Raw genomic sequence first — 22,052 nt, 5'->3', positions numbered from 1 at the left:
CCAGCCTACCGACTCAGCTGGAATTGCAACCGGTAGTTGTTCAGCAGGCTGGGCAGGTGATTCGGCTCCAGGTGGTGGCTGGTCAACTCGATATCCCGCTGACCGATGATGCGGGCCAAGAAGTTGCTGGTCAGCAGCAGCACCAGGTGACGGCCGGGGCAGATCCCCGTGCCGGCGGAGAACGGCAGCAACGGCCATTCTTCACGGGTGCGGGGCTTCTCCCAGATCTCCGGGGCGAAGCGGTGGGCGAAGTCCAGGTGCCGGTCATCGCGGTGGAAGAACGGGGCGAAAATCAACACGGTGGTGCCGGCGGGCATCACCCCGTGTTCGAACTCGACCTCCATGGTGGTCTCCCGCAGGATCATCGGGGTGGTCGCCCACAGCCGCAGGGACTCCAGAACCGTGCCGCGGAGGATCTGCAGCATGGGGGCTTTCTCCCCGCTCTCCTCGGTGATCTGCAGCCGGGCCGCAGCCACCCGGTCCGGGTGGGCGGCCAGAAGCGCCAGTCCCCGGATGCTGGCCATACCCGCCGGGTCAAAGGCGAAGAGCCACTGTGGAACCTGGTTGACCGGGGCGGCGTCCTCCCCTGTGGGGATGTCTTTCATATAGGCGGCGATACTGCCGGGCTCGGCCTTCTGAAGTGCCCGGTTGATCTGCGCCAGCAGTTGGGCTCGTCCGGAGGTATCGACCGGTTTGAGGAAGGCCCAGTTCCCGTCGGAACGCAGCTTCTCCGTCAACTCGGTGAGTTCGGTGTGGTCGCGGTAGGAATCACCGAGAACCACCCGCCGCACCACCCGGAACCACGCATCGAGGTAGTCCGGGTAGGTCAGCACCCCGGAGCGAGCGTCGACGACGTCGAGGAGGGACTCGGCCTCCTCTGCCACCACAGGCATGAAGTGCTCGGCCATGTGGTGGATGGGGTGGTTGTTATCGAGGGCTTCCTCGTTGAGGCGGCGGCGCTGGCTGCGCTCGGTGCCGTGGGAGATGAGCGCGACCTTCGGTTCGAAGTGCTTCAACGCATGGGATTTCAGCGTCTCCGCGGTGGCGAAGGGTTCCGGGGTTTCTTCGAGGATGCGGTGGACGTGCTCGGGGTGCAGGACCGTGGCCATGTTCTTCCCCGGCAGATTGAGCATCAGTGGACCGGTGGCGTATTTCTCACTGATCTGTTGCATCCGGCGTACTGCCCGGCCTTCCAACCCCAGCCGTTCGACCGCCCCGACCACTTTGGGGCGGCGAATGATGGGGCCTTTGGTGACCATGGGGAGTTCGACATCGCGCAGGATCTGGGCGGTCTCCCATGCGGTGGCCTTGGGCAACGGGTTCTGCACCGAGGTGGGAGTCTGCGTCAAGGTCAACGACAGCGGGCCTGTGTACGGGGTGCTCATGGGTGCAACATTCCTTATCTGGGCTGTGTACTCACGCGGTCGGGTTACGTAGTGTCGGTGCTTCTGTTCTTCACGGTGCTTCTGATGCACTTGTGGTGCCGCACCGCGTGGGGTCCCGCCTGTGCGGAAGAGTCCCCTGCGGTGTGGCACCCAGCGGCTGTGTGATGCCCAGAACAACACGCTGACCTGGACGGATCCTGGCCGATTACCGAATCTGAACAGGCAGATCCCCCACGGGCACCCCTGCCCCGCGGGGGATCTGCTGTCTACATACCGGTACGGGTGCAGCTCACACCGCGCCGGCGAGTTCTTCCCTCAGCTCAGCCAGCCGGCGAACACCACCCCGAAGAGCAGCAGTGCGACCGCCAGTCCGACGATCAGGTTCATCACCGTGCCGGCGAAGAACACCAGGATCGGCTTCCACCCGGCTTCTTTGAGGGCCCCGGCTTTGAATTCCAGACCAATGGAGACAAACGCCAGGGTGAAGAACAGGGTCTGCAGGCTGGAGGCCGCAGACACCCCGCTGCTGACCTGGTCGCCGATGGCCGTACCTTCCGGCCAGAAGTACAGCAGCGTGGAGACCAGCACCGAGGCCACCAGGAACCCGAGAACGAACTTGGGGAACCGGCGCCACACCTCAGCGGCACCGGGACGTGCCACCTTCTGCACTTCACCGGAACCCCCGGCGGCAGCAGAAGCGGCAGCCTGCTCCTGCGGCGCGATCTTGAGGGTGAAGTACAGCGAGAGCGCAATGGCCACGATCCCGATCAGAGCGTTCTGGGTCAGCTTGACGATCGTGGCGTACTCCAGCACCTCCGGTCCAGCGATTGTCCCGGCTGCGGTCACCGCGGCGGTGGTGTCGATATTGCCACCGATCCACGCACCGGCCACCGCCGGGTCCAGGTTGAAGACATCGACCAGCCAGGGCAGCAGGAAGATCATTGGCACCGCAAAGACGATCACGAGCCCGGCCACATATGCCAGTTGCTCCTTACGGGCCTGTACGGCCCCGGCGGCAGCGACTGCGGCGGAGACACCGCAGATACTCAGGGCGGAGGCCAGGAGCGCTCGCAGTTGCTTCTCCAAGCCGAAGAGCCCGGCGAACCACCAGGTGAACAGGAACACCGTGGTGATGAGGATCAGCGCCTGCAGAATAGAGGGCAATGCAGCGGCGATGATGACGTTGATGTTCACCGTGGCACCCAGCAGCACCAGCCCGGTCTTGATGTAGAGCTCGGTGCGGAAGGCGGCAGCCAGTTTTCCGTGCACCCCCAGGGCGTGCAGCAGGGCGTTGAAGGTGAACCCGATGATGATCGCGTAGACCGGGAACTCGATGGGCCGGGCCACGGCCTCTAAGAAGGTGCCTTCGGCCCAGGAGGGAATGTTGCTGGTCAGCCAGAAGACCAGCGTGGCCAGCCCGACGATGAGCACCACGCCGATGGCGGTTGTCGCCGGGGTGGCCTCATTCTGTGGTGCGACGACGGCGTCGTCGGTCTGGGGAGTTTCCTCACCAGTGTTCTGGGTTTCAGTCTGCTCAGTCTGGCTCATCAGAACCACTCCCCGATGTCCGGGACCAGCCCCAGCAGGGCGAGTACCAGGATGCTCAGTCCGGCCACTGTGGCCAGCCAGTCCTCAGAGAAGCTGAACTTCCCGTGGGAGGTGGGCTGTTCTTCGGGCGGGACATCACGTTCGGGGATGTCGTAGGTCTCCGCCGAGGAGGCGGAGCTGTTCGGCGTGCTCATGCGGTTCCTTCCTTCGGCCGGGTCAGCAGGGCCACGGCGGCCAGGGACTCTGCCTGTAGGAGCAGGGAGTGAATGGTGGTGCGGTGATCGGTCATGGCGGTTCCTTCCATCGGTCTGGCAGGAGCACCCGGCAGTTTGTTCACTCCGGGTTGCTGCGGCGTCGTCGAGCCAGATCTCTCAGCCGCTCTGGATGGGACACTTCCACTGTACGAAGGACCGTGGAGTATGAACATAGATGTCGTCACAGCGCGTAATATGTTCATCCGGTGCGGTCTCAGCCCCGCGCCCGCCGCCTCACCATATGGACTGCGATTGGGAAAGCCTGAGCCAGCGGAGCACACTGCTGGTATGAGGAGAAAGCTCGACGGCGCCCAGTTGCGTGGCTTCGCCATGATCGCCACCAGCGGGTTCAGCACCCAAGCCGGCGCCTCCATCGGGTCACTAGGATTCAGCACGCTCACCCCGGTCGGCGTCGTCGCGGTACGCCAGATTGTGGCCGCCATGGTGCTGCTGCCGCTGACCCGCCCGAAGCCCTGGCGGTACACGGCCCGTCAGTGGTGGCCCATCCTGCTACTGGGGTTCTTCTTCGCCGGGATGAACAGTGCCCTCTACATCGCCATTGACCGGGTCGGGCTGGGCACCGCAGTGACCATTGAGTTCCTCGGTCCGCTGGCGGTGGCCATCCTCAGTTCCCGGCGGCGGACTGATGCGTTCTGCGCGGTCCTGGCGCTAGCCGGCGTCGGGCTGCTGACCCGCCCCACCCCCTCCAGTGATCTCCTGGGCCTCGGGATCGCGGTCATTGGGGCGATCTGCTGGGCTGGGTACATCCTCACCAACCGTGTAGTCGGCCAACGCGTCCCCGGAGTCCAGGGCACCGCAGTGGCGACCGTGCTCTCCTCAGCGGCTCTACTGCCGGTGCTTATCACTGTGGTGATCGCCCACCAACCCCCGTGGCAGGCCTACGCCTTTGCCGTGGTGGCCGGCATCCTCTCCACGGCGGTGCCCTACTCCCTGGATCTGATCGTGTTGCGGCGGATCAGCGCGACCGTCTTTGGGCTCGGCATGTCCTTACATCCGCTCTTCGGAGCGCTACTGGGCACTGTGTTTCTCGGCGAGGATCTGCCGGTCATCGCCTGGGTGGGCATCGGGTTGGTGGTGGCGGCCAATGCGGTGACCCTGGCCCGACCCAGCACGCCTCAGCCAGATTCCAAGACCGAATAGAGGATGTCGACCAGCCCGTCGTCGGCCACCGTTGCAGTGATCTCATCGGCGGCAGCTTTGACTTCTTCGACCGCTTGGCCCATCGCGACCCCCCGGTGGGCCCACTGCAGCATTTCGATGTCATTACGTCCGTCCCCGACGGCGACAGTCGCCTCCATCGGTACGTTCAGCTCCTTCCGCAGCGCCTCCAGTGAGGAGGCTTTGGTCACCCCAGCGGCGGCAACATCGAGCCAGGCCGACCAACCCACCGCATAGGTCACCCCATGGAGTCCGATATCTTCGACTGCCCGGGCGAAGTCCTGGGCGGTGGCGTCCTCGGAGTTCATCACCAACCGGACAGCCTCGGCCTGTTTGAGCTCCTTGAAACTCACCGGTTCGGCAGCCAGCCCGAAGGACTGATCTTCGAACCGCTCCGTGGCCAGGAAGTGCCCGGCGGCGGTCTCGATGGCGAACCGGGCGGTGGGCATCCGCTCACTGAGGGCCTCGAGTGCCTCGGAGGGATCGAAGACCCGCCGCTGGATGACCTCGTAGCCGTCCTCAGTGGACGTATCAATCCGCAGGGTGACCCCACCGTTGGAGCAGACCGCGTACCCGTGGGTGATGCCGAAGGTCTCGATGACCGGGAGTGTGGCGGGCAAGGAGCGCCCGGTGGCGATGACCACCGTGTGACCGTCAGCGACCACGGCGCGGGCTGCGGATTGGACCGCTTCGCTCATGTAGCCGTCATGGTTGACGATCGTGCCGTCGACGTCGAGGCAGAGCATCTTCTTGCCCTGCTGGTAGGCGAAACTTCCCCCTTCACCGGCCGCCGGCCTGGAGAAATCCGGCTGCCGGGAGCGAGGCGATGTCTCGATCGGGCTGTTCATACGACTAATGTATCTGCCAGACGAACAGTGAGGAGCTACACGATGCCGACCACGGCGAGCACAGTGACCATCACCTCCGGGGGATACTCCGCGGAGGTCAGCACCCGGGGCGGGCAGCTGCTGCGGCTGACCTCCCAGGGTGAGGACATCGTGGTGCCTGCTGAGCGGGGCGATGGAGCCTTCCCCGGAGTCATTATGGCACCGTGGCCCATCCGGGTCGCCAAGGCCAAGTACACCTATGAGGGCACCGAGTACCACCTCACCGCCAATGAAGAGGAAACCGGAGCCGCGCTGCACGGTCTGCTGTACAACACCGAGCTACGGGTTCAGTTCCAGCGCCAGGCGGAGGTGCACCTGGCCGGAAAGATCGAACCGACCGAGGGCTACCCGTTTCCGGTGGAGATCGTGGTCATCTACCGGGTTGCGGCAGACCTGGGACTGAGCACCACGTTGATGGCGCGTTACACCCCTGAATCAGAGGACGACGCCGGCACCGCTCCTTTCGGCGCCGGTTTCCATCCTTACTTCACCGCAGCCGGAGCCCCGCTGAAGGAGTGCCGACTGCGGCTGCCGGCCACCACCGTCACCCATACCAAACCCAATGGGAAGGTCATTGACCGGCAGACTGTCTCCGGGGACTTCGACTTCACCTCCGGTCCGCTGCTGGCCGGGCGGACGATCGACAACGCCTACACCGATCTACCGGAGAACGGTTGGACCGCCGAATTGGTGCACGGTCCCAGCGGACTGATGGTCCGGCTCATCGCCGACACCCCCTGGGTTCAGGTCTACACCGGGGAGAAACTGGACCGCGCCGGGGTCGCGGTGGAGCCGATCACCTGCCCGCCGAACGCCTTCAACACCGGGGAGGACCTGGTCCACCTGAGCCCCGGAGAATGGTTCCGTGTCGGTTATTCCGTCGAGGCCATCCGGCTGTAACGTTCCGGCCCGGCGCCGCGCCTCTCGATCCTCCCGCACCCCGGGCCACGCCCCAGTGCCGTGCCCCAACCTCCTAACCTCTCTAACCTCCGCGGGATTGTCGAAACTCAGCGGGATATATGCCGCTGAGTTTCAGCAAAGCCGCGGAGGTCAAGGCAGAACGACGGCCGGGGCAGACCCGCGTGGCGAGGGCCAGCAGCGTAGCCGGCCAGCTCAGATGAGCGGTCAGGCCTCCGCAGGGACCCAGTCCTGGGGGGCGTCCACCACCGCACGCAGGGCCCGCAGTGCCCCACCGGTGGTCGCCGGAGCGAGCCCGGTGGCCGATTCCCGCACCCGGAAGTGAGCAAAGTCCGCTGAGAGCACCCGCCGCTGCAGTTGGTCTTCGATACGGGGCCGCAGCAGATCGGTGAGCGGAGCGAATTCACCCCCGAGGACGACGTCGTGCACATCAACGATGTTCATCGCCACCGACAACGCCACCCCCAGGGCCCACCCAGCCCGCTCGATCGCTTCGACCGCCTGACCGCCAGCCGGGTTGTCCCATTCGGTTAGAGCGATGAGCTCGGAAAGCTGCCGGGACCCTTCAGCCCCAGGTTGCAGACCGGCCGCCTGCAGGATGCTGTGTTTACCCGCGTAAACCTCCAGGCAACCGGAGGATCCGCAACGGCATTCCGGCCCAGAAGGCTCCACGGAGATGTGACCCAACTCACCAGCCCAACCGTGGGCTCCGGTCTCGACCACACCGTCGACGACCACCGCCGAACCGATCCCCATTTGGGCGGAAATGTAGAGGAAGGTCTGTTCCCGCCCGTCGGCGCTGGTCAGTTCCTGGGCCACAGCCAGAGCCGCCAACTTGGCTTCATTGACCACGGTGATGAACCCACCGAAGGAATCGGCACGGTCGGCGCAGGCACGCAAAATGCCGACGACGTCGACCCCTCGCCACCGCAGATTCGGCGCGAAGAGTACTGTGCGGGCATCGGCGGCGATGAGCCCCGGTAGCGCGAGCACTGTTCCGACCAATCGGGCCCCTGCCCCGGTCACCTCGGCGGTGACCTCTCCGGCCAGTCGTACCGCCTCGGCGAGAACCAGCTCGGGCGCGGAGTCCCGGTAATCTCCATCGACGATCCGCTCGGCGAGCACCTCCCCGGTGAGATCCAGGGCCCTGGCGGCCATGAAGTCCACATTGACCTCCAGTCCCAGCCCGACCAGGGTCCGCCGAGCCGGACTCAGCGGCACGGCGGGCCGGCCGCGGGCTCCACCGACCATCGGCGAGCCTTCCCGGATGATGCCGGCCGCCAGCAGATCGTCAACCAGGCGGGAGACGGTCGAGCGGGTCATCCCCGTCCGGATGGACAAATCCGCCCGGGAGAGTGGTTCGGCTGAGGCGAAGATCTCCTCGGTCAGCAGCAGCAAGTTCGCCTCTCGCAGGGACTCCTGCCGGGCGCCGGGACGCTGGGCTTCGTGACGCGGGGGGCGATCGCGACGCTGCGGCCGGGCGAAATCGTGCTTGCTCTCCCCGTTGCCGTGGTGCGGAATGAGACTACTGGTGACCGACCGTCGGCCCAGGCGCGCTAGTTGGCTGGGCCCGGTCGGTCTCCCGTCAGCGCCATAGAAGTCTAAAGTGGTGTGCGTCACGGACTTGATCTTATCCCTACCAGCAATTAGGTTTCATCTAGAAACAAAATGAGGGCCGCATCACAATCTGGCCCGCCCCGCCGCGGAGGCATAACCCAGGAGGAACCCATGGCAGCGAACCCCACCGATTACAAATTCTCCTTCGGCCTGTGGACCGTGGGCTGGACCGCCCGGGACCAGTTCGGTGAGGCCTCCCGTCCTGCACTCGAACCGTGGGACTACCTGCCCAAGCTCAAAGAGGCCGGCGCCTCCGGTGTGACCTTCCACGACGACGACGTCGCCCCTTTCGGTACTGATGACACCGAACGGGAGAAGTACTTCACCCGGTTTAAAGAGGTGGCCGACCAGGTGGGTCTGAAGGTGGAGATGATTACCACCAACACCTTCGCTCACCCGGTCTTCAAGGATGGCGGCCTGACCTCCAATGACCGCTCCGTGCGCCGCTTCGGCCTCCGGAAGCTGCTGCGCAATGTGGACCGCGCCGCCGAGTTCGGCGCCGAGACCTTTGTGATGTGGGGCGGCCGCGAGGGCTCGGAGTATGACAACGCCAAGGACCTCAATGCCGCGCATCAGCGCTACGCCGAGGGTGTAGACACCATCGCCGCCTACATCAAGGAGAAGGGCTACGACCTGCGCATCGCGTTGGAGCCCAAGCCCAATGAGCCCCGCGGTGATATCTTCCTGCCCACTATTGGTCACGCACTGGGGCTGATCGCCCAGCTGGACAACGGCGACATCGTCGGGCTGAATCCGGAGACCGGACACGAGCAGATGGCGGGGCTGAACTTCACCCACGGCATCGCCCAGGCGCTGTGGGCCGGCAAGCTGTTCCACATCGACCTCAACGGTCAGCGCTCCATCAAGTACGACCAGGACCTGGTCTTCGGCCACGGTGACCTGATCTCCGCCTTCTTCACCGTGGACCTGCTGGTCAACGGCTTCCCCAATGGCGGGCCCCGCTACGACGGCTGGCTGCACTTCGACTACAAGCCCTCCCGTACCGATTACCTCGACGGCATCTGGGACTCGGCCGCGGCCAATATGGAGATGGTCACCCTCCTCGCTGAGAAGGCCAAGGCCTACCGCGCCGACCCGGAGGTGCAGGAGGCGTTTAAGACCTCGGGCATCTTCGAACTCGCCGAGGCGACCCTGGCTGAGGGCGAATCGTTAAGCGACTTCCTCTCCGATGCTTCTGCTTACGAGGAATTCGACGCCGACAAGGCCGCCGAGCGCAACTACGGGTTCGTCAAACTGAACCAGTTGGCGCTACGCCACCTGGTCGGCTGATAAGCACGAGGAGACTTCCTATGGCCCTTGTCGCCGGTATTGATTCCTCCACACAGTCCTGCAAAGTCGTCATCCGTGAGGCGGAAACGGGTGCTCTGGTCCGTTCCGGGGCCGCCAAGCACCCCGACGGCACGGAGGTTGATCCACAGGCCTGGTGGGACGCCCTGCTCAGTGCGGTTGATGAGGCCGGCGGGTTCGACGACGTCGAAGCCGTCTCCATCGGCGGACAGCAACACGGCATGGTCGCCCTCGACGCCGAAGGGCAGCTCATCCGGGACGCTCTGCTGTGGAATGACACCCGCTCTGCCGCTGCTGCCGAGGCGCTCATCAGTGAGCACGGGGGGCCGGGTCCCGGTGCCGCCGCCTGGGTGCGGATGACCGGCTCGGTTCCGGTGGCCTCTTTGACGGTGACCAAACTGCGGTGGCTAGCCGATGCCGAACCGGCTCATGCCGAGCGGGTTGCCGCCGTTGCCCTCCCCCACGACTGGCTGACGTGGAACCTCTCCGGGTCGACGTCGGTGGAGGATCTGACCACCGACCGCTCCGAGGTCTCCGGCACCGGGTACTACGACCCCGCCCTCGGCGAGTACCGGTACGATCTGCTCGCCCAGGCGCTGCGGATCAGTGAAGACCGCGCCCGGAGCATCGTGTTGCCCCGGGTGCTGGAGCCCAACGAGTCTGCCGGCACCGGGGATAGCTCCCGAGGGTGGGGGCACATCACCTTGGGCCCGGGGGCCGGCGATAATGCGGCCGCTTCTCTGGGTATCGGGATGTCCACCGGGGACGTGTCGATCTCTATCGGGACCTCCGGCGTCGTCGCCGCTGTCTCCCCCACTCCCATTCAGGACGCCAGCGGGCTGATCGCTGGTTTCGCCTCGGCCACCGGGGAGTACCTGCCTCTAGCTGTCACGCTCAATGGCTCCCGAGTACTCGATGCCACCGCTGACATGCTGGGAGTGAATCACAGCCAGCTGGCACAGTTAGCGCTTTCGGCCGAACCCGGTGCCCACGGGCTGAGCCTAGTGCCCTACCTCGCCGGAGAGCGGACCCCCAATCTGCCACGCGCTACGGGTTCTTTCATTGGGCTGACTCTGGAGTCGATGAACCCCGCTGATGTGGCCCGTGCCGCCGTGGAGGGTCTGCTCTGTGGCCTGGCCGACGGATTGGAAGCCATGACGAGCCTCGGGGTGCCGGTGAACTCCATCCAGCTCATTGGCGGAGCAGCCCGCTCTGAGGCGGTCCAGCGGATCGCCCCGGCGGTCTTCGAACGCGAGATCCTGGTACCGGCTCCCGGTGAGTACGTCGCCGACGGCGCGGCCAGGCAAGCCGCATGGGTGCTCTCCGGTGCGCAGAACCCCCCGCAGTGGACTGTCTCCGAGGTGCAACGCTTCACCGCTGAGCCCACCCGGTTTGTCCGCGAACGCTACGCCGAGCGCCGTCACCTCTTCGCCGAACGCAGCTGACCTCCCCGTCTCTGGCCCGAGAACTCAACGGTGCGCAGGCTCACCACCATCGAGGGCTCAACGACACCAGGTGCTCAACGACACCAGGTGCTGACCAGCTTGAGGATCTCAATGGCTTCCGGCGGGGCGAAGTTCAGCGCTGGGGTGCGGGGCCACCTGTACGCGGTCCCCGGGCCCGATTCCCAGGCCCTGAGCTTCGGTACGAGTCAGCTGCACATGGACCGGCCCCTGCTGGACAGCCTCGTCGAGGGTCACCTCCAACCGGATTTCGAATCCCACCCGGTTCCACCGGCTGATCGTGCCGGCGCGGGCGGTACTGACAGGATGCTGTTCACCCTCGGCGGTGATGAGCACATCGTGGGGTCGCAGTAACACCTCTCCGAGCCGGGTGGCCTCCCCAATGAAGTGGAAGACGAAGTCGGTCGCCGGATGGTCGTAGATCTCATCGGGGGTGCCAACCTGCTCAATCCGTCCCTCATTGACCACCACGATCGTGTCGGCGACCTCAAGGGCTTCCTCTTGGTCATGGGTGACGAAGACGCTGGTGACGTGGACGTCGTCGTGCAACCGTCGCAGCCAGTCCCGCAGTTCTTTGCGTACTTTGGCATCGAGAGCACCAAAGGGCTCATCGAGCAGCAAGACTGAGGGGTCGATCGCCAGCGCCCGGGCCAGCGCCATGCGTTGCCGTTGCCCGCCGGAGAGCTGCGAAGGCATCCGGTGGCCGTGCTGGGCGAGTTGGACCAGCTGTAGCAGTTCCTCGACCCGCTGACGGATCCGTTCCTTGGGAAGTTTGCGGATCTCCAGTCCGAAGGCGACGTTCTTCGCCACCGACATGTGTTTAAACGCCGCGTAGTGCTGAAAGACGAACCCGATATTGCGTTGCTGAGCGGGCACCCGGGTGACGTCGCGGCCATCGATGTGCACTGTTCCGGCGTCGGGCGTTTCCTGACCACCCAGGATGCGCAGGAGCGTGGTCTTACCCGAACCGGAAGGGCCCAGCAGGGCGGTCAGCCCCCCGGAGGGCACCGAGAGGGTGATGTCCTCGAGTGCGGCGAAGTCGCCATAGTGTTTACTCAGCCCGGAGATCTCGATACCCAACAGTTCTCCTTCAGTCGTTGCGTTCGTGGGGACGCAGGATGGTCACGATGACCAGGGCAGCCACCGCCACCAGGGCTAACAGGAACCCGATAGCGTAGGCCTGCCCGGTCTCGAAGCCTTGGTGAAGCCGCTGGACAGCGATCGTGGCGGTCTCGGTCTGATTCACGATGCCGCCGGAGACCACCAGCACCGCGCCGAATTCGCCCACGGCCCGAGCCAGGGTGAGCACCACCCCGTAGGCGACGGCCCAGCGGATCGAGGGCAGGGTGATACGCAGCAGCACTTGTCCACCGGAGGCTCCCAGGGATTGGGCGGCGGTTTCCTGGTCGGTGCCGATCTCCTGTAGCACCGGGATCACCGCGCGCAGCACCAGCGGCAGGGAGACAAATGTCACCGCAAGCACAATCCCGGGGAAGGAGAAGATCAGCTGGACTCCGGCTTCGGCCAAGGGCGCTCCGAGGACTCCATGCACCGGCCCGTAGGCCAGCAATAAGGCCAGCCCCACCACGATCGGGGAGACCGAGGTGGGCAGATCCGCCAGGGCCGAAAGGAGCCGTTTGCCGGGGAACTGGTAGCGCACCAGCAGGATGCCCAGGGTCACACCAAGCACCGTGTTGAACACCACCGCGCAGCCCGCAGCGGCCAGGGTCACCCACACGGCATTGCGCAGCGAGGGGTCTGCCAGCGCCATGGTCAGGTAGTTCTCTCCGGTGAAGAAGGTCTCCTGGACCACCCGGCCCATCGGCCAGCCGACCAGCAGAAATAAATAGATGACGACGACGCCGATACGAACCACAGATGCCGGTGTTCTAGTCCGCATGCCGGGTCACCTTCCGCGAGAGCACATCGAAGACTCCGATGGCGGTCAGGGCCACCAGCAGGAGGAAAACCGCCACAGCCGCGGCGGCGGCGGTGTTATCGGTTTCTAAGTAGGACTGGATACGGATGGGGGCACCTTCGGAGACATTGGGCCGGTTGCCAGTCAGCAGTGTGAGAGCACCGAACTCTCCTACCCCACGGGCGAAGGAGAGCGTGGCCCCTGCGGCGATGGCGGGGGTCAGTGCCGGCAGCACGACCCTGCGGAACGTCGTGACCCGGGAGGCACCGAGGGATTCGGCGGCCTGTTCGACGTCGGTATCGAGTTCGATGAGCACCGGCTCCACGGTGCGGACCACGAACGGCAGGGTCACGAAGAGCACGGCGAGGAACACTGAATACGGGGTGCCGAGCACATTGATCCCCAATGGGCTGTTGGGACCGTAGAGGCTCAGCAGCACCAATCCGGCGACCAGGGAAGGCAGGGCGAAGGGAATATCGATGAGCAGTTCGACGAGCCGTTTGCCGGGGAACCGGTCGCGGACCAGCACCCAGGCGATGAGGGTGCCGATCACCATGTTCACCGCAGTGGCTGCCGCCGCGGCGGTGAGGGTGAGTTGAATGGCGTTGGCAGTCTGGGTATTGGTCAGGGTTCCCCAGAACACCGCCCAGCCGTCTTCGGCTGAGGCGACCACCACCAGCGCTAAGGGCAGCAGCACCAGCAGGGAGAACCACAGCACGGAGACCCCCAGGGCCACCGAAGCCGGGCGGGTCAGGGTGGAGTGAGGTTTCAGGGTGGAGGCGCGCATTAGTTCATCCCCGATTCTTCGATGATCTCGGTGATGACACCGTCGGTGTCGAAGAACTCCTCGACGACGGCGTCCCAGCCGCCGAAGTGCTCATCGATGGTCCACAACTCCTCCACCTCAGGGAATGGATCGGCAGGATCATTGACGCCGTCGATCTCGCCGATCTCGACCTCGTCGGCGAGATGCCGCAGCGGACGGAATCCGTATTCGGCGTAGATTGCTTGGCCTTCGGGGCTTAAAGCGAAGTCGAGGAAGTCGTGGGCCGCCTGGGGTGCATCTTCGGTCACTGCCGCGGGGTTCTCGATGAGCAGGCTGCGGTCGGGGACGATGTAGTCATAGTCCTCACCAGCCTGACGGCCCAGAATGGCCTCGTTCTCATAGGAGAGCAGCACGTCTCCGGTGCCGTCGAGGAATGCGGTGGTGGCATCCCGTCCGGAGCCGGGGAAGGCGTGGACGTTGCTGATGAGCTGCTCCATGTACTCGGCGGCGTCGTCCTCGTTCCCGCCGGACTGCAGTACTGAGGCCCAGGCGGCCAGAATGTTCCAGCGGGCCGCCCCCGAGGAGCCGGGGTTGGGGGTGACAATGCCGACATCCTCACGGGCAAGGTCTTCCCAGTCGGTGATGTTCTTCGGATTGCCTTCCCGGACCACCAGGACGACGACGGAGTCGGTCACCATGCCGCGGTTCTCTGCGGCGTTCCAGTCGTCGGCGACCATGCCGGCCTCGACGAGCCGTGTGACGTCGGGTTCGATCGAGAAGTGAACGAATTCCCCGGGCAGACCGTTGGCCACAGCCCGGGATTGGTCCCCGGAGGCGCCGTAGGAGGTGGCGAAGGTGACACCCTGGCCCTGCTCGGTGGCGGCGAAAGCCTCGCCGACGGCCTCGTTGGCCTCGGCGGGTACCGCGAATCCGACGATGGTGACCTGGTTCTCTCCCCCGCCGGCGGCGCAGCCGACCAGCGTAGCGAGGGCCAGCAGACTGCCGGCACCGCGCAGTGCCGCCGCGCGGCGGCGAGCTGTCCGGGCCATGCGTGTCCTCCTTGAGCGCACCGGGTAATCCCGGGACACGCTAGAACAGCAGGCCGAAGGTGACGCTACATGTCGTCACGCAACGTCATACGCATATTTCCGCAGATCAACAGCAGGTGCCGGTCTGCTCATAACCGGTGATGACCTCAACTTTGGCCGCCGAGGGGCTCTGCGGGTCGAAGTGGTAATCCAGCCATTCGCCGGCGAGCTTCCGGGCCAGCTCCCGGCCGACGACCCGTTGCCCCATACAGAGGATCTGGGCGTTATTCGACAGCACGGAGCGTTCCACCGAGTAGGAATCATGGGCGGTCACCGCCCGGATACCGGGAACTTTATTCGCGGAGATCGCCACCCCCAGTCCGGTGCCGCAGATCAGCAGGGCCCGGTCGGCGTCCCCGGCGGCGATCTTCTCCGCCGCAGCAATGGCGATATTCGGGTAGGGAGTGGCTTCATCGGAGCCGACCCCCATATCGATAACCTCGCTGACCCGGTCATCGGCAGCGAAATCGGCCCGTAAGGCTTCCTTGTAGTCGTATCCGGCGTCGTCGGACCCGACGACGATTCTCAGGCGTTGCTGCCCCGATTCCGTCAATGCCCCGCCTCCTTGGTGTCTGCGATGTGTCTGCCGATGGCGGCCAGGATGGCGGCCATCGACATCGCCCCGGGGTCCGGGGTACCGATGCTTTTCTCCGCCAGGGGTCGGGCACGTCCCACGGCAGGGCGTAGCTCGGCGGTGGCACCAGCGGCACGTTCAGCCTCCGTGGCGGCCTGGCTCCAGGCGGCATGCAAGCCCTCTCCGGCATGAAGGCCCGCCCGGAGCGCCTCGGTGAAGGGCCCGGCCGCATCAAGGAGAGTTTTATCTCCCGGTTGGGCCCCGCCGAGTTCCTTCATCGCGGCGAGGAAGGCGTCTGCGGCGTGGGCTGCATCGGTGGCGGTGTAACGCTGCGCCTGGTCATCGAGTGTGCCGGCTGCAGCTTCCAGTGCCGCACCCCAGAGCACTCCGGAGGTGCCGCCGGCGTCGTCGGCCCATGCTCGTCCAGCGGCACGCAGGAGCGCGGAAGGTCCGGCGTGCGTGGGCGTTTCGGCGATGGCCGCCTCAGCAGCCCGGATCCCGCGCAGCATGCCGCGGCCGTGGTCCCCGTCCCCGGCGACCGCATCGATACGTCCCCACTCCTGACTGGAGGCGGCCACCATCTCAGCGATATCGACCACTGCAGTGCGGATCGCGGCTGCACATTCTGCTCCGGCAGGGCTGGCCTGCGGGATGGACTCCAGTGGGTCACCCTCCGTGGTGGAGGCTGCCGGATCGGAGGGCCCCGGCAGGCCACGGCCCACTCGACGGAACGCGGGGGTGTAGGCGTCAGCTCGCCACCACCGTTCGAGGTCCTCGTCGAGCCACATCAGCGTCAACGAGCAGCCGCCCATATCGAGACTGGTGACCAGTTCTCCGACCTCGGGCTCCACCACCTCCAGCCCCTGAGCGGCCAGCAGCCGGGCGATCGCTCCCCACAGCAGGAAGAGTTCTTCGTACTTGGTGGTGCCGAGTCCGTTGAGGATGGCGGCCACCTTGCCTCCGGTGGCTTGAGGCGGAGTCTCCGCTAGGAGACGCGTGACGAGGAGTTCGGCCAGCTCATCGGCGCTCATCAACGGAACGTCCTCGATGCCGGGCTCACCGTGGATACCCAGCCCCAGACCCATGTGTCCTTCCGGCACGTCGAACAGGGGCGTGGAGGCACCGGGCATCGTGCATCCGGAGAAGGCCACCCCCAGGGTGCGGGTGGCGTCATTGGCTCGTTGCCCGGCCTGCTGTACCGCATCGAGGTCCAGTCCCTCGGCCGCGGCGGCGCCAAGTACCTTGAAGACGGTGAAATCCCCGGCGATTCCGCGGCGCTGTGCGGGATCGTCCGCGGAGGCGATGTCGTCGGTGACGATGACCAGCCGGGCATCAATGCCTTCTTCGGCCAGACGACGGGCCGCGAGGGTGAAGTTCATGACGTCACCGGCGTAGTTGCCAAAGGTGAAGATCACTCCGCGGCCGGCGTCGGCGGCTCGGCCGACGGTGCAGGCCCAACGAGCTGAGGGGGAGGTGAAGATATTGCCGACCACCGCGCCGTGGGCGAAGCCCGGCCCAACCAGTCCGGCGAAGGCGGGATAGTGCCCGGACCCGCCACCGAGCACCACTGCCACCTCACCCCGGGAAGCGACATCGGGTACGACCACGCCGCCGTCGACCCCGCGCAATCGGTCCCCATAGAGAGTGAGGAAGCCGGAAAGCTGATCCTCCATGAACCGGGCGGGATCGTTGAAGATGACGGTCATCGCCTTGACTCCTTCACTGACCAGGCATGTTATGTGATGGGAATCACTACAGACGTCAGCCTATCACGCTCAGAACACTCGTTAATGAACATGTGTTCACTCTGCGGTGTACGATGACGCTCATCGGCAGTCCCACTGATCCACAGGGAGGCGGTGAACACCATCTCAGAGACCGATCGGCTCTACCGTGCCGCCCAGCTCTACTACGAACAGGGCGCCACCCAGGCGGAGATCGCCCAACAGCTCAACGTCTCCCGCCCCTCGGTCAGCCGCATGCTCGCCGAAGCCCGCGAGGCCGGCATTGTGGAGATCACAGTGCACCGCCCCACAGCCAACCGCACCGATGAGCTCAGCCAGCGACTCAAGAAAGCGCTGCAGCTCGAGGCTGTCCACATCGCCCCCGGAGACCAGTCCACCCGCATGGGTTTGGGACTGGGCTCCGCCACGCGCCAAGCCTTGTCCACCACGGGTCTGACGACCGGGGATGTCATGCTCATCGCCTCCGGGGAAACGACCTACGCCTTGGCCCAGCAGCGGCTCGGCAATTTCTCCGGAGTCATCGTGGCCCCCACTGTCGGCGGACAGGCCGAACCCGACCCCTGGCACCAGACCAATGAAGTGGTGCGGATGTTCACCGCCACCTCCGGAGGGTATCCGCACTACCTCTTCGCTCCATCACTTCCCTCCGAGGCGCTCCTCGAGGCCCTCCAGGACGATCCGGGGTTCCAGCAGATCCAAGAGGACTGGGCCTCGGCGAAGGTCGCACTGATCGGCGTCGGCGCTCCACCACTGTCCCGGCAGTCCATCGCCCGCACCGTGCCGCGGGATCATCCGAATCTCGCCAAGTCCATTGGTGATGTCTGCCTGGCTTTCTTCGACCAAGAGGGCCACGAGGTGACCTTCCCCGGCAATGAACGCATGGTGCGCATCCCCGGTGAGACCCTGCGGGCCGTCCCCCATCGGATTGCTGCGGCAGTGGGCACACATAAGGCCCCCAGCATCCTGGTCGCGGCGAAGACCGGCTGGTTCACCGTCTTGGTCACCGATGAAGTGACCGCCCGGGCTATCGACCGCTCCTTGTAACACCGACTGCATCCACACCTGCGACACCCCTCACCGTGCGGTCCGCGGGTCCCAGAAGGGGCCGACGCCGCCACCTCTCCTCACCCCACGTCTTGACAATGTGATGTGGGTTACCAGAAGATATTCAGCATCTGCACATTTGGAAAGGAACAGATGTTCACAGCGGATGCGTGGCCTATCGCCTGCAATATGCTCCCCTTCGGCGGGCAGACCGCAGACGGCACTCCTCTCACCGAGGCTCCCGCCTCGGTGTGGGCCGATCACCTACGGCAGGTGCGTGAACTCGGGTTCACCCATATCGACCCCACAGATGCCTGGCTCCCCCTGCACCGCCTGAGGGAGAATCGGCTCACAGAGTTCCGACAGGTCCTGGCCGACCAGGGGCTGAGCATCAGTTCGATCTCCATGACGCGCAGCTCCGTGGTAGATGCCACGCACGGAGAGGAGAATCTCGCCGGGGCTCACCGACTCATCGACCTGGCCCCCGAGTTCGGTGCCACCATTGTCAACACCGGGTTCATGCAGGCCCTCACCGAGGCTCAACAGCGGGCGCTGTGGTTCTGGCTGGCCGAAGGCCACCACGATGACCCCGCCCTGCGCCCACTGGCCGTGGCCCGGATCCGCGAACTGGCCGAGCACGCTGCCGAGATCGGCATCGAGATCAGCCTGGAGATGTACGAGGACACCTTCATTGGCACCCCGGAAAAAGCGGTGGAGTTCGTCACCGATGTTGACCACCCCGCCGTCGGGCTCAACCCGGATCTGGGTAACCTCATCCGTCTGCACCGCCCCATGCCCGCCTATGGCGAGATGTTTGAGGCCGTACTGCCTTATACGAACTTCTGGCACATCAAGAACTACATCCGGGATGAAGACCCGGCGACCGGCAGCTACCACTCCGCCCCGGTTCCCTTAAAGCACGGAATCATCAATTACCGGGCCGTCATCCGGCGGGCGCTGGAACTGGGGTTCACCGGCCCCTTCTGCTGTGAGCACTACGGCTCTGACTCCATCGGGGTCTGTGCGGAGAACCGGGACTACATCCGCCAGGTTCTACGCTCGGCCCTGCCGCCTCATTCCCGCACCACAGAAAGCACTGACACCCCATGAGAGAGTCCATCCACACCGTGACCGTCGTCGGCGCCGGCTACATGGGCGGAGGAATCGCCCAGACCCTGGCACTGGCCGGGCTGGACACCACAATCGTCGACGTCGACCCGGAGGCCACCCAGCGGGGTCTGCAGCGGCTGCTCCGTGAGGCTGAAGACTTCGAGGACCAGGGCCTCTACCCCTCAGGGGCGGCAGCCACGATCGCTGAGCACCTGCGCGCGGGGCAGAGCCTGGAGACCGCAGTGGCCGGGGTGGACTTCATCGAAGAGGCGGTCTTCGAATCCCCGGAGGTCAAGACCGAGGTGCTGGCACGGATCTCAGCTCACGCCGACCCGGAGGCGATCATCGGCACCAACACCTCCACGATCCCGGTGGCGGTGCTCGCCCCGGCCGTACAGCATCCAGAACGGTTCCTCACCGTGCACTACTCCAACCCGGCCCCGTTCATCCCCGGGGTGGAACTGGTCGCCGGGGAAGCCACCAGTCCGCAGGCCATCGCCGCGGTGAAGGATCTACTGCAACGCACTGGCAAAGAGGGAGCCCAGGTCGCCGATCGGCCGGGGATGGCTTTGAACCGACTGCAGTACGCCCTATTGAAGGAGGCCTGCTCCATTGTTGAAGAGCAGGTGGCCACCATGGAGGATGTCGACACCATCGTGCGGACCACCTTCGGTTTCCGACTAGGTTTCTTCGGACCTTTCGCCATCGCCGATCAGGCCGGTCTCGATGTGTACAACAACGGCTTTGGCACCCTCGCCGAGGCCTACGGATCTCGGATGAGCCGGCCGGAGTTACTCCGGGAGGCGGTCAGTCAGGGGCGCCACGGACTCAAAAATGGCGCCGGCTGGACCGGTGACTTTCCTGAGGAGACCGCTGCCGACGTCGTGCGCTACCGCAATCGGGCCTATGCCCGTATGGGGGAGCTACTGCGCGAGCTCGGCCCTGCCCCGCAGGCCTCCCCACCCTGGCAGCCAGGACACACCGACGACGCCGCCTGACCCCCACCGCACGTCATCTCACCTCATTCCACCCACCAGGAACAGGAGAACTATGTCCACCTCTGCTGAGAGCACATCCCACGCCAAGATCCGCGTGGGACTCATCGGCACCGGCGGTATCGCCGTTTACAAGCACCTGCCCGCGCTGAAAGCCCATCAGGACCGGGTGGAGGTGGTCGCTGCGGCCGATGTCAGTGCCGATCGGCTCAACACCGTCGCCGATGAGTGGCAGATCCCCGGACGGTACCCGGACGCGGAGTCACTCTTGGCCGCGGAGAAGCCGGACCTGCTGGTGGTCTGCACTCCGCCGGTGGCCCACCGCGATGTTGTCATCGCCGGGTTGCAGGCCGGCGCCTGGGTCTGGTGTGAGAAGCCACCCATGCTCTCCCTGGCCGAATACGACGAGGTCGCCGGTTATGAAGGTGCCGCCGGCCCTTACGCCTCGTATGTCTTCCAGCACCGGTTCGGCTCGGCCGCGCAGCGGCTGCGTCGACACGTGCAGGAGGGCACCCTGGGCCGGCCGTTGGTCTCGGTGTGCCACACCCTGTGGTTCCGCACCCACGAGTACTACGAGGTGCCGTGGCGTGGAAAGTGGGAGACCGAAGGGGGCGGCCCCACCATGGGGCACGGCATCCACCAGATGGATCTACTCTTTGAGATCCTCGGTGACTGGAGCGAGGTCACCGCCCGGGCCGAAGTCCTGGACCGTGACGTGGAAACCGAGGATGTTTCCCTGGCGATGGTGAAGTTCGCCTCCGGGGCGGTCGGTTCAGTCATCAATAGCGTGATTTCCCCGCGGGAGTCCTCCTACCTGCGGTTCGACTTCACCGATGCCACCGTGGAGGTCGAGCACGTCTACGGCTACGACAACACCTCCTGGCGGTGGACTCCGGCCCCGCACCGGGCCGAAGACACCCAGGTGGTGGAACGTTGGGTGCCGGAGGAGAACATCCCCTCTTCGCATATCCAGCAGCTGGGCGAGTTGTTGGATTCGATGGAACGTGGCCAGCGCCCTCGCGCCTCAGGTGATGACGGGCGACGGGTGTTGGAGTTCATCGCTGCGCTCTACGAGTCAGCTGAAACCGGGCGGACCGTCACCCGCCATGACCTGGCTCGGCAGGGCACCTATTACACGGGGATGCACAATCCAGCCCATGTCTACCGGCTTCAGCGCCCAACGAGCCCGGCAGTTCAGGGGGCCACCCATGGCTGATGCCTTCGAGGTCTCCACCACCGAGACCGAGGTCATCCTGCGCGGCGGCGGTACCGAACTCACCCGGTATGTGTACCGGCCGGAGACTGCACAGCGGGAAGCACCCAAGCCGTATCTCTATCCGGTGCGGTTCCTCGACGGGGGCCCGGCCGCCGTCCGCCGTCCGTGGGATCACCGCTGGCACGTGGGTCTGCAGTTCACCTGGTCCCACGTCGATGACCAGAACTTCTGGGGCGGGCCGACATTCTCAGCTGAGCATGGTTACCGGCATCTGAAGAACACCGGATCGATGCGTCACACCGGCTTCGCCACTGCACCGGCCGGCGGTGAGGTCGTCACGCTCGATGAATCCCTGCAGTGGGTGACCATTCATGGGGAGCACTGGGTGGATGAGCACCGGGTTCACCGCTTCCACTCCTTGGATACCGAACGCGGTGTCTGGGCGGTGGACTTCAGCACCACGCTGACCAATGTGCGCGGCAGCACGATCCCGTTAGGGAGTCCCACCACCGCTGGGCGCCCCAATGCCGGCTACACCGGCTGGTTTTGGCGGGGCCCGCGGTCCTGGACCGGATGTACGCTCATCGGTTCTGACGGCAGCACCGGTGAAGACGCCCTGATGGGCAGCAGTGAACCTGACTGGGTGGCCTTCAGCTCTGAGCACGATGAACTCGACGGCGGAGGGACTGTCCTCGCATTTAAGGGCTCCTCCTCCAGTGCGGATACTCACGTGCCGCCGGTGAAGTGGTTTACCCGTACCACTCCGTTTACCGTGGCCAGCCAATCCCCGGCCTTCGACGAGAAGATCCACCTGCCTCACGGTGGTTCCCTTCACCTGGAGCACCGTTTCGCCTTCATCAACGGGGTCCACAGCCCGGAGTCCATTCGTCAGTTAGCCCAGCAGTTGAGTGTGTAAGACGCACACGACGTCGCCCCGTGACGCCCCGAGCGAGCAACGGCTCCTCGGGGCGTCCGTCTGTCCAAGGCGCCTCCACCCGGCCCTGGATACTCACCGCATCGCCATTACTCACCGCTTC

At 65.3% G+C, this 22,052-nt stretch carries 20 protein-coding genes and 1 riboswitch; of the genes, 9 read left to right on the top strand and 11 right to left on the bottom strand.

Going from position 1 to position 22,052, the window contains the following annotated elements:
- Positions 1-5: 5 nt before the first annotated feature.
- The 3 genes from H578_RS0107545 to H578_RS14045 form a co-directional block, all read right to left on the bottom strand.
- Positions 6-1,385, bottom strand: a complete 1,380-nt coding sequence (locus H578_RS0107545) for a cytochrome P450 (RefSeq protein ID WP_022873087.1) — start codon at positions 1,383-1,385, stop codon at positions 6-8.
- A 315-nt stretch (positions 1,386-1,700) separates the two neighbouring features.
- Positions 1,701-2,933, bottom strand: a complete 1,233-nt coding sequence (locus tag H578_RS0107540; RefSeq protein ID WP_022873086.1) for a YeiH family protein — start codon at positions 2,931-2,933, stop codon at positions 1,701-1,703.
- Positions 2,933-3,127: a hypothetical protein gene (locus H578_RS14045; protein WP_022873085.1), complete on the bottom strand. Its 195-nt coding sequence runs from the start codon at positions 3,125-3,127 to the stop codon at positions 2,933-2,935. The genes H578_RS0107540 and H578_RS14045 overlap by 1 nt, the downstream gene beginning before the upstream one ends.
- Before the next feature lie 103 nt (positions 3,128-3,230).
- Positions 3,231-3,324, bottom strand: a riboswitch (SAM riboswitch).
- A gap of 151 nt (positions 3,325-3,475) precedes the next feature.
- On the opposite strand from H578_RS14045, the gene H578_RS0107525 reads away from it, so the two are divergent.
- Positions 3,476-4,348 (top strand): EamA family transporter, encoded by an 873-nt coding sequence (locus tag H578_RS0107525; RefSeq protein WP_051130828.1) that lies wholly within the window; start codon positions 3,476-3,478, stop codon positions 4,346-4,348.
- On the opposite strand, the gene H578_RS0107520 is transcribed toward H578_RS0107525, so the two are convergent.
- Positions 4,324-5,112 (bottom strand): HAD family hydrolase, encoded by a 789-nt coding sequence (locus H578_RS0107520; protein WP_028464056.1) that lies wholly within the window; start codon positions 5,110-5,112, stop codon positions 4,324-4,326. The genes H578_RS0107525 and H578_RS0107520 overlap by 25 nt on opposite strands.
- A 144-nt stretch (positions 5,113-5,256) precedes the next feature.
- Between H578_RS0107520 and H578_RS14040 the strand changes: the two genes are divergently transcribed.
- Complete coding sequence (locus H578_RS14040) at positions 5,257-6,153, top strand: aldose epimerase family protein (RefSeq protein WP_022873081.1); 897 nt, start codon at positions 5,257-5,259, stop codon at positions 6,151-6,153.
- Between the two features lie 225 nt (positions 6,154-6,378).
- Here the strand turns inward: H578_RS14040 and H578_RS14035 are convergent, their stop codons facing one another.
- Positions 6,379-7,791 (bottom strand): ROK family transcriptional regulator, encoded by a 1,413-nt coding sequence (locus H578_RS14035; protein ID WP_022873080.1) that lies wholly within the window; start codon positions 7,789-7,791, stop codon positions 6,379-6,381.
- 108 nt (positions 7,792-7,899) lie between these two features.
- On the opposite strand from H578_RS14035, the gene xylA reads away from it, so the two are divergent.
- Together xylA and H578_RS0107500 are read left to right on the top strand one after the other, a co-directional pair.
- Positions 7,900-9,078 carry a xylose isomerase gene (xylA, locus tag H578_RS0107505; protein ID WP_022873079.1) on the top strand — a complete coding sequence of 393 codons (1,179 nt, stop codon included), beginning with the start codon at positions 7,900-7,902 and terminating at the stop codon, positions 9,076-9,078.
- Between the two features lie 20 nt (positions 9,079-9,098).
- The gene (locus tag H578_RS0107500) at positions 9,099-10,541 is read left to right on the top strand and encodes a xylulokinase (protein WP_022873078.1); all 1,443 of its coding nucleotides are present in this window, start codon (positions 9,099-9,101) and stop codon (positions 10,539-10,541) included.
- Positions 10,542-10,649: 108 nt separating this feature from the next.
- Here H578_RS0107500 and H578_RS0107495 read toward each other — a convergent pair whose 3' ends face one another.
- The 6 genes from H578_RS0107495 to H578_RS0107470 form a co-directional block, all read right to left on the bottom strand.
- Positions 10,650-11,639 (bottom strand): sulfate/molybdate ABC transporter ATP-binding protein, encoded by a 990-nt coding sequence (locus H578_RS0107495; RefSeq protein ID WP_022873077.1) that lies wholly within the window; start codon positions 11,637-11,639, stop codon positions 10,650-10,652.
- A gap of 10 nt (positions 11,640-11,649) precedes the next feature.
- Positions 11,650-12,459, bottom strand: a complete 810-nt coding sequence (locus tag H578_RS0107490) for a sulfate ABC transporter permease subunit (RefSeq protein ID WP_028464055.1) — start codon at positions 12,457-12,459, stop codon at positions 11,650-11,652.
- Positions 12,449-13,264 (bottom strand): sulfate ABC transporter permease subunit CysT, encoded by an 816-nt coding sequence (cysT, locus tag H578_RS0107485; protein ID WP_022873075.1) that lies wholly within the window; start codon positions 13,262-13,264, stop codon positions 12,449-12,451. The genes H578_RS0107490 and cysT overlap by 11 nt, the downstream gene beginning before the upstream one ends.
- A complete protein-coding gene (locus tag H578_RS0107480) occupies positions 13,264-14,292 on the bottom strand; it encodes a sulfate ABC transporter substrate-binding protein (RefSeq protein WP_022873074.1) in 1,029 nt (342 codons plus the stop codon). Before H578_RS0107480 ends, cysT begins: the two co-directional genes overlap by 1 nt.
- Positions 14,293-14,398: 106 nt before the next feature.
- The gene (locus H578_RS0107475; protein WP_022873073.1) at positions 14,399-14,884 is read right to left on the bottom strand and encodes a ribose-5-phosphate isomerase; all 486 of its coding nucleotides are present in this window, start codon (positions 14,882-14,884) and stop codon (positions 14,399-14,401) included.
- Complete coding sequence (locus H578_RS0107470) at positions 14,881-16,611, bottom strand: dihydroxyacetone kinase family protein (RefSeq protein ID WP_022873072.1); 1,731 nt, start codon at positions 16,609-16,611, stop codon at positions 14,881-14,883. The genes H578_RS0107475 and H578_RS0107470 overlap by 4 nt, the downstream gene beginning before the upstream one ends.
- 153 nt (positions 16,612-16,764) lie before the next feature.
- On the opposite strand from H578_RS0107470, the gene H578_RS0107465 reads away from it, so the two are divergent.
- The 5 genes from H578_RS0107465 to H578_RS0107445 all read left to right on the top strand — a co-directional run bounded on the left by H578_RS0107465 (position 16,765) and on the right by H578_RS0107445 (position 21,931).
- On the top strand, positions 16,765-17,694 hold the full coding sequence (locus tag H578_RS0107465) for a sugar-binding transcriptional regulator (protein WP_022873071.1): 930 nt from the start codon (positions 16,765-16,767) through the stop codon (positions 17,692-17,694).
- Between the two features lie 153 nt (positions 17,695-17,847).
- Positions 17,848-18,804 (top strand): sugar phosphate isomerase/epimerase family protein, encoded by a 957-nt coding sequence (locus H578_RS0107460; RefSeq protein ID WP_022873070.1) that lies wholly within the window; start codon positions 17,848-17,850, stop codon positions 18,802-18,804.
- The gene (locus H578_RS14030; protein ID WP_051130826.1) at positions 18,801-19,802 is read left to right on the top strand and encodes a 3-hydroxyacyl-CoA dehydrogenase family protein; all 1,002 of its coding nucleotides are present in this window, start codon (positions 18,801-18,803) and stop codon (positions 19,800-19,802) included. The genes H578_RS0107460 and H578_RS14030 overlap by 4 nt, the downstream gene beginning before the upstream one ends.
- 52 nt (positions 19,803-19,854) lie before the next feature.
- Positions 19,855-21,015 carry a Gfo/Idh/MocA family protein gene (locus tag H578_RS0107450; protein WP_022873068.1) on the top strand — a complete coding sequence of 387 codons (1,161 nt, stop codon included), beginning with the start codon at positions 19,855-19,857 and terminating at the stop codon, positions 21,013-21,015.
- A complete protein-coding gene (locus H578_RS0107445) occupies positions 21,008-21,931 on the top strand; it encodes a DUF6807 domain-containing protein (RefSeq protein WP_022873067.1) in 924 nt (307 codons plus the stop codon). The genes H578_RS0107450 and H578_RS0107445 overlap by 8 nt, the downstream gene beginning before the upstream one ends.
- The last annotated feature ends 121 nt before the right edge of the window (positions 21,932-22,052 follow it).

Source organism: Nesterenkonia alba DSM 19423, from assembly GCF_000421745.1.
GTDB lineage: Bacteria > Actinomycetota > Actinomycetes > Actinomycetales > Micrococcaceae > Nesterenkonia > Nesterenkonia alba.
The sequence above is the reverse complement of the archived record's forward strand: the minus strand, read 5'-3'. Positions and strand labels throughout refer to the sequence as shown.

Coding starts and splice junctions, on each gene's coding strand:
- H578_RS0107545 (WP_022873087.1), bottom strand. CDS start 1,385: ATGAGCACCCCGTACACAGGCCCGCTGTCGTTGACCTTGACGCAGACT.
- H578_RS0107540 (WP_022873086.1), bottom strand. CDS start 2,933: ATGAGCCAGACTGAGCAGACTGAAACCCAGAACACTGGTGAGGAAACT.
- H578_RS14045 (WP_022873085.1), bottom strand. CDS start 3,127: ATGAGCACGCCGAACAGCTCCGCCTCCTCGGCGGAGACCTACGACATC.
- H578_RS0107525 (WP_051130828.1), top strand. CDS start 3,476: ATGAGGAGAAAGCTCGACGGCGCCCAGTTGCGTGGCTTCGCCATGATC.
- H578_RS0107520 (WP_028464056.1), bottom strand. CDS start 5,112: ATGCTCTGCCTCGACGTCGACGGCACGATCGTCAACCATGACGGCTAC.
- H578_RS14040 (WP_022873081.1), top strand. CDS start 5,257: ATGCCGACCACGGCGAGCACAGTGACCATCACCTCCGGGGGATACTCC.
- xylA (WP_022873079.1), top strand. CDS start 7,900: ATGGCAGCGAACCCCACCGATTACAAATTCTCCTTCGGCCTGTGGACC.
- H578_RS0107500 (WP_022873078.1), top strand. CDS start 9,099: ATGGCCCTTGTCGCCGGTATTGATTCCTCCACACAGTCCTGCAAAGTC.
- H578_RS0107490 (WP_028464055.1), bottom strand. CDS start 12,459: ATGCGGACTAGAACACCGGCATCTGTGGTTCGTATCGGCGTCGTCGTC.
- cysT (WP_022873075.1), bottom strand. CDS start 13,264: ATGCGCGCCTCCACCCTGAAACCTCACTCCACCCTGACCCGCCCGGCT.
- H578_RS0107480 (WP_022873074.1), bottom strand. CDS start 14,292: ATGGCCCGGACAGCTCGCCGCCGCGCGGCGGCACTGCGCGGTGCCGGC.
- H578_RS0107470 (WP_022873072.1), bottom strand. CDS start 16,611: ATGACCGTCATCTTCAACGATCCCGCCCGGTTCATGGAGGATCAGCTT.
- H578_RS0107460 (WP_022873070.1), top strand. CDS start 17,848: ATGTTCACAGCGGATGCGTGGCCTATCGCCTGCAATATGCTCCCCTTC.
- H578_RS14030 (WP_051130826.1), top strand. CDS start 18,801: ATGAGAGAGTCCATCCACACCGTGACCGTCGTCGGCGCCGGCTACATG.
- H578_RS0107450 (WP_022873068.1), top strand. CDS start 19,855: ATGTCCACCTCTGCTGAGAGCACATCCCACGCCAAGATCCGCGTGGGA.
- H578_RS0107445 (WP_022873067.1), top strand. CDS start 21,008: ATGGCTGATGCCTTCGAGGTCTCCACCACCGAGACCGAGGTCATCCTG.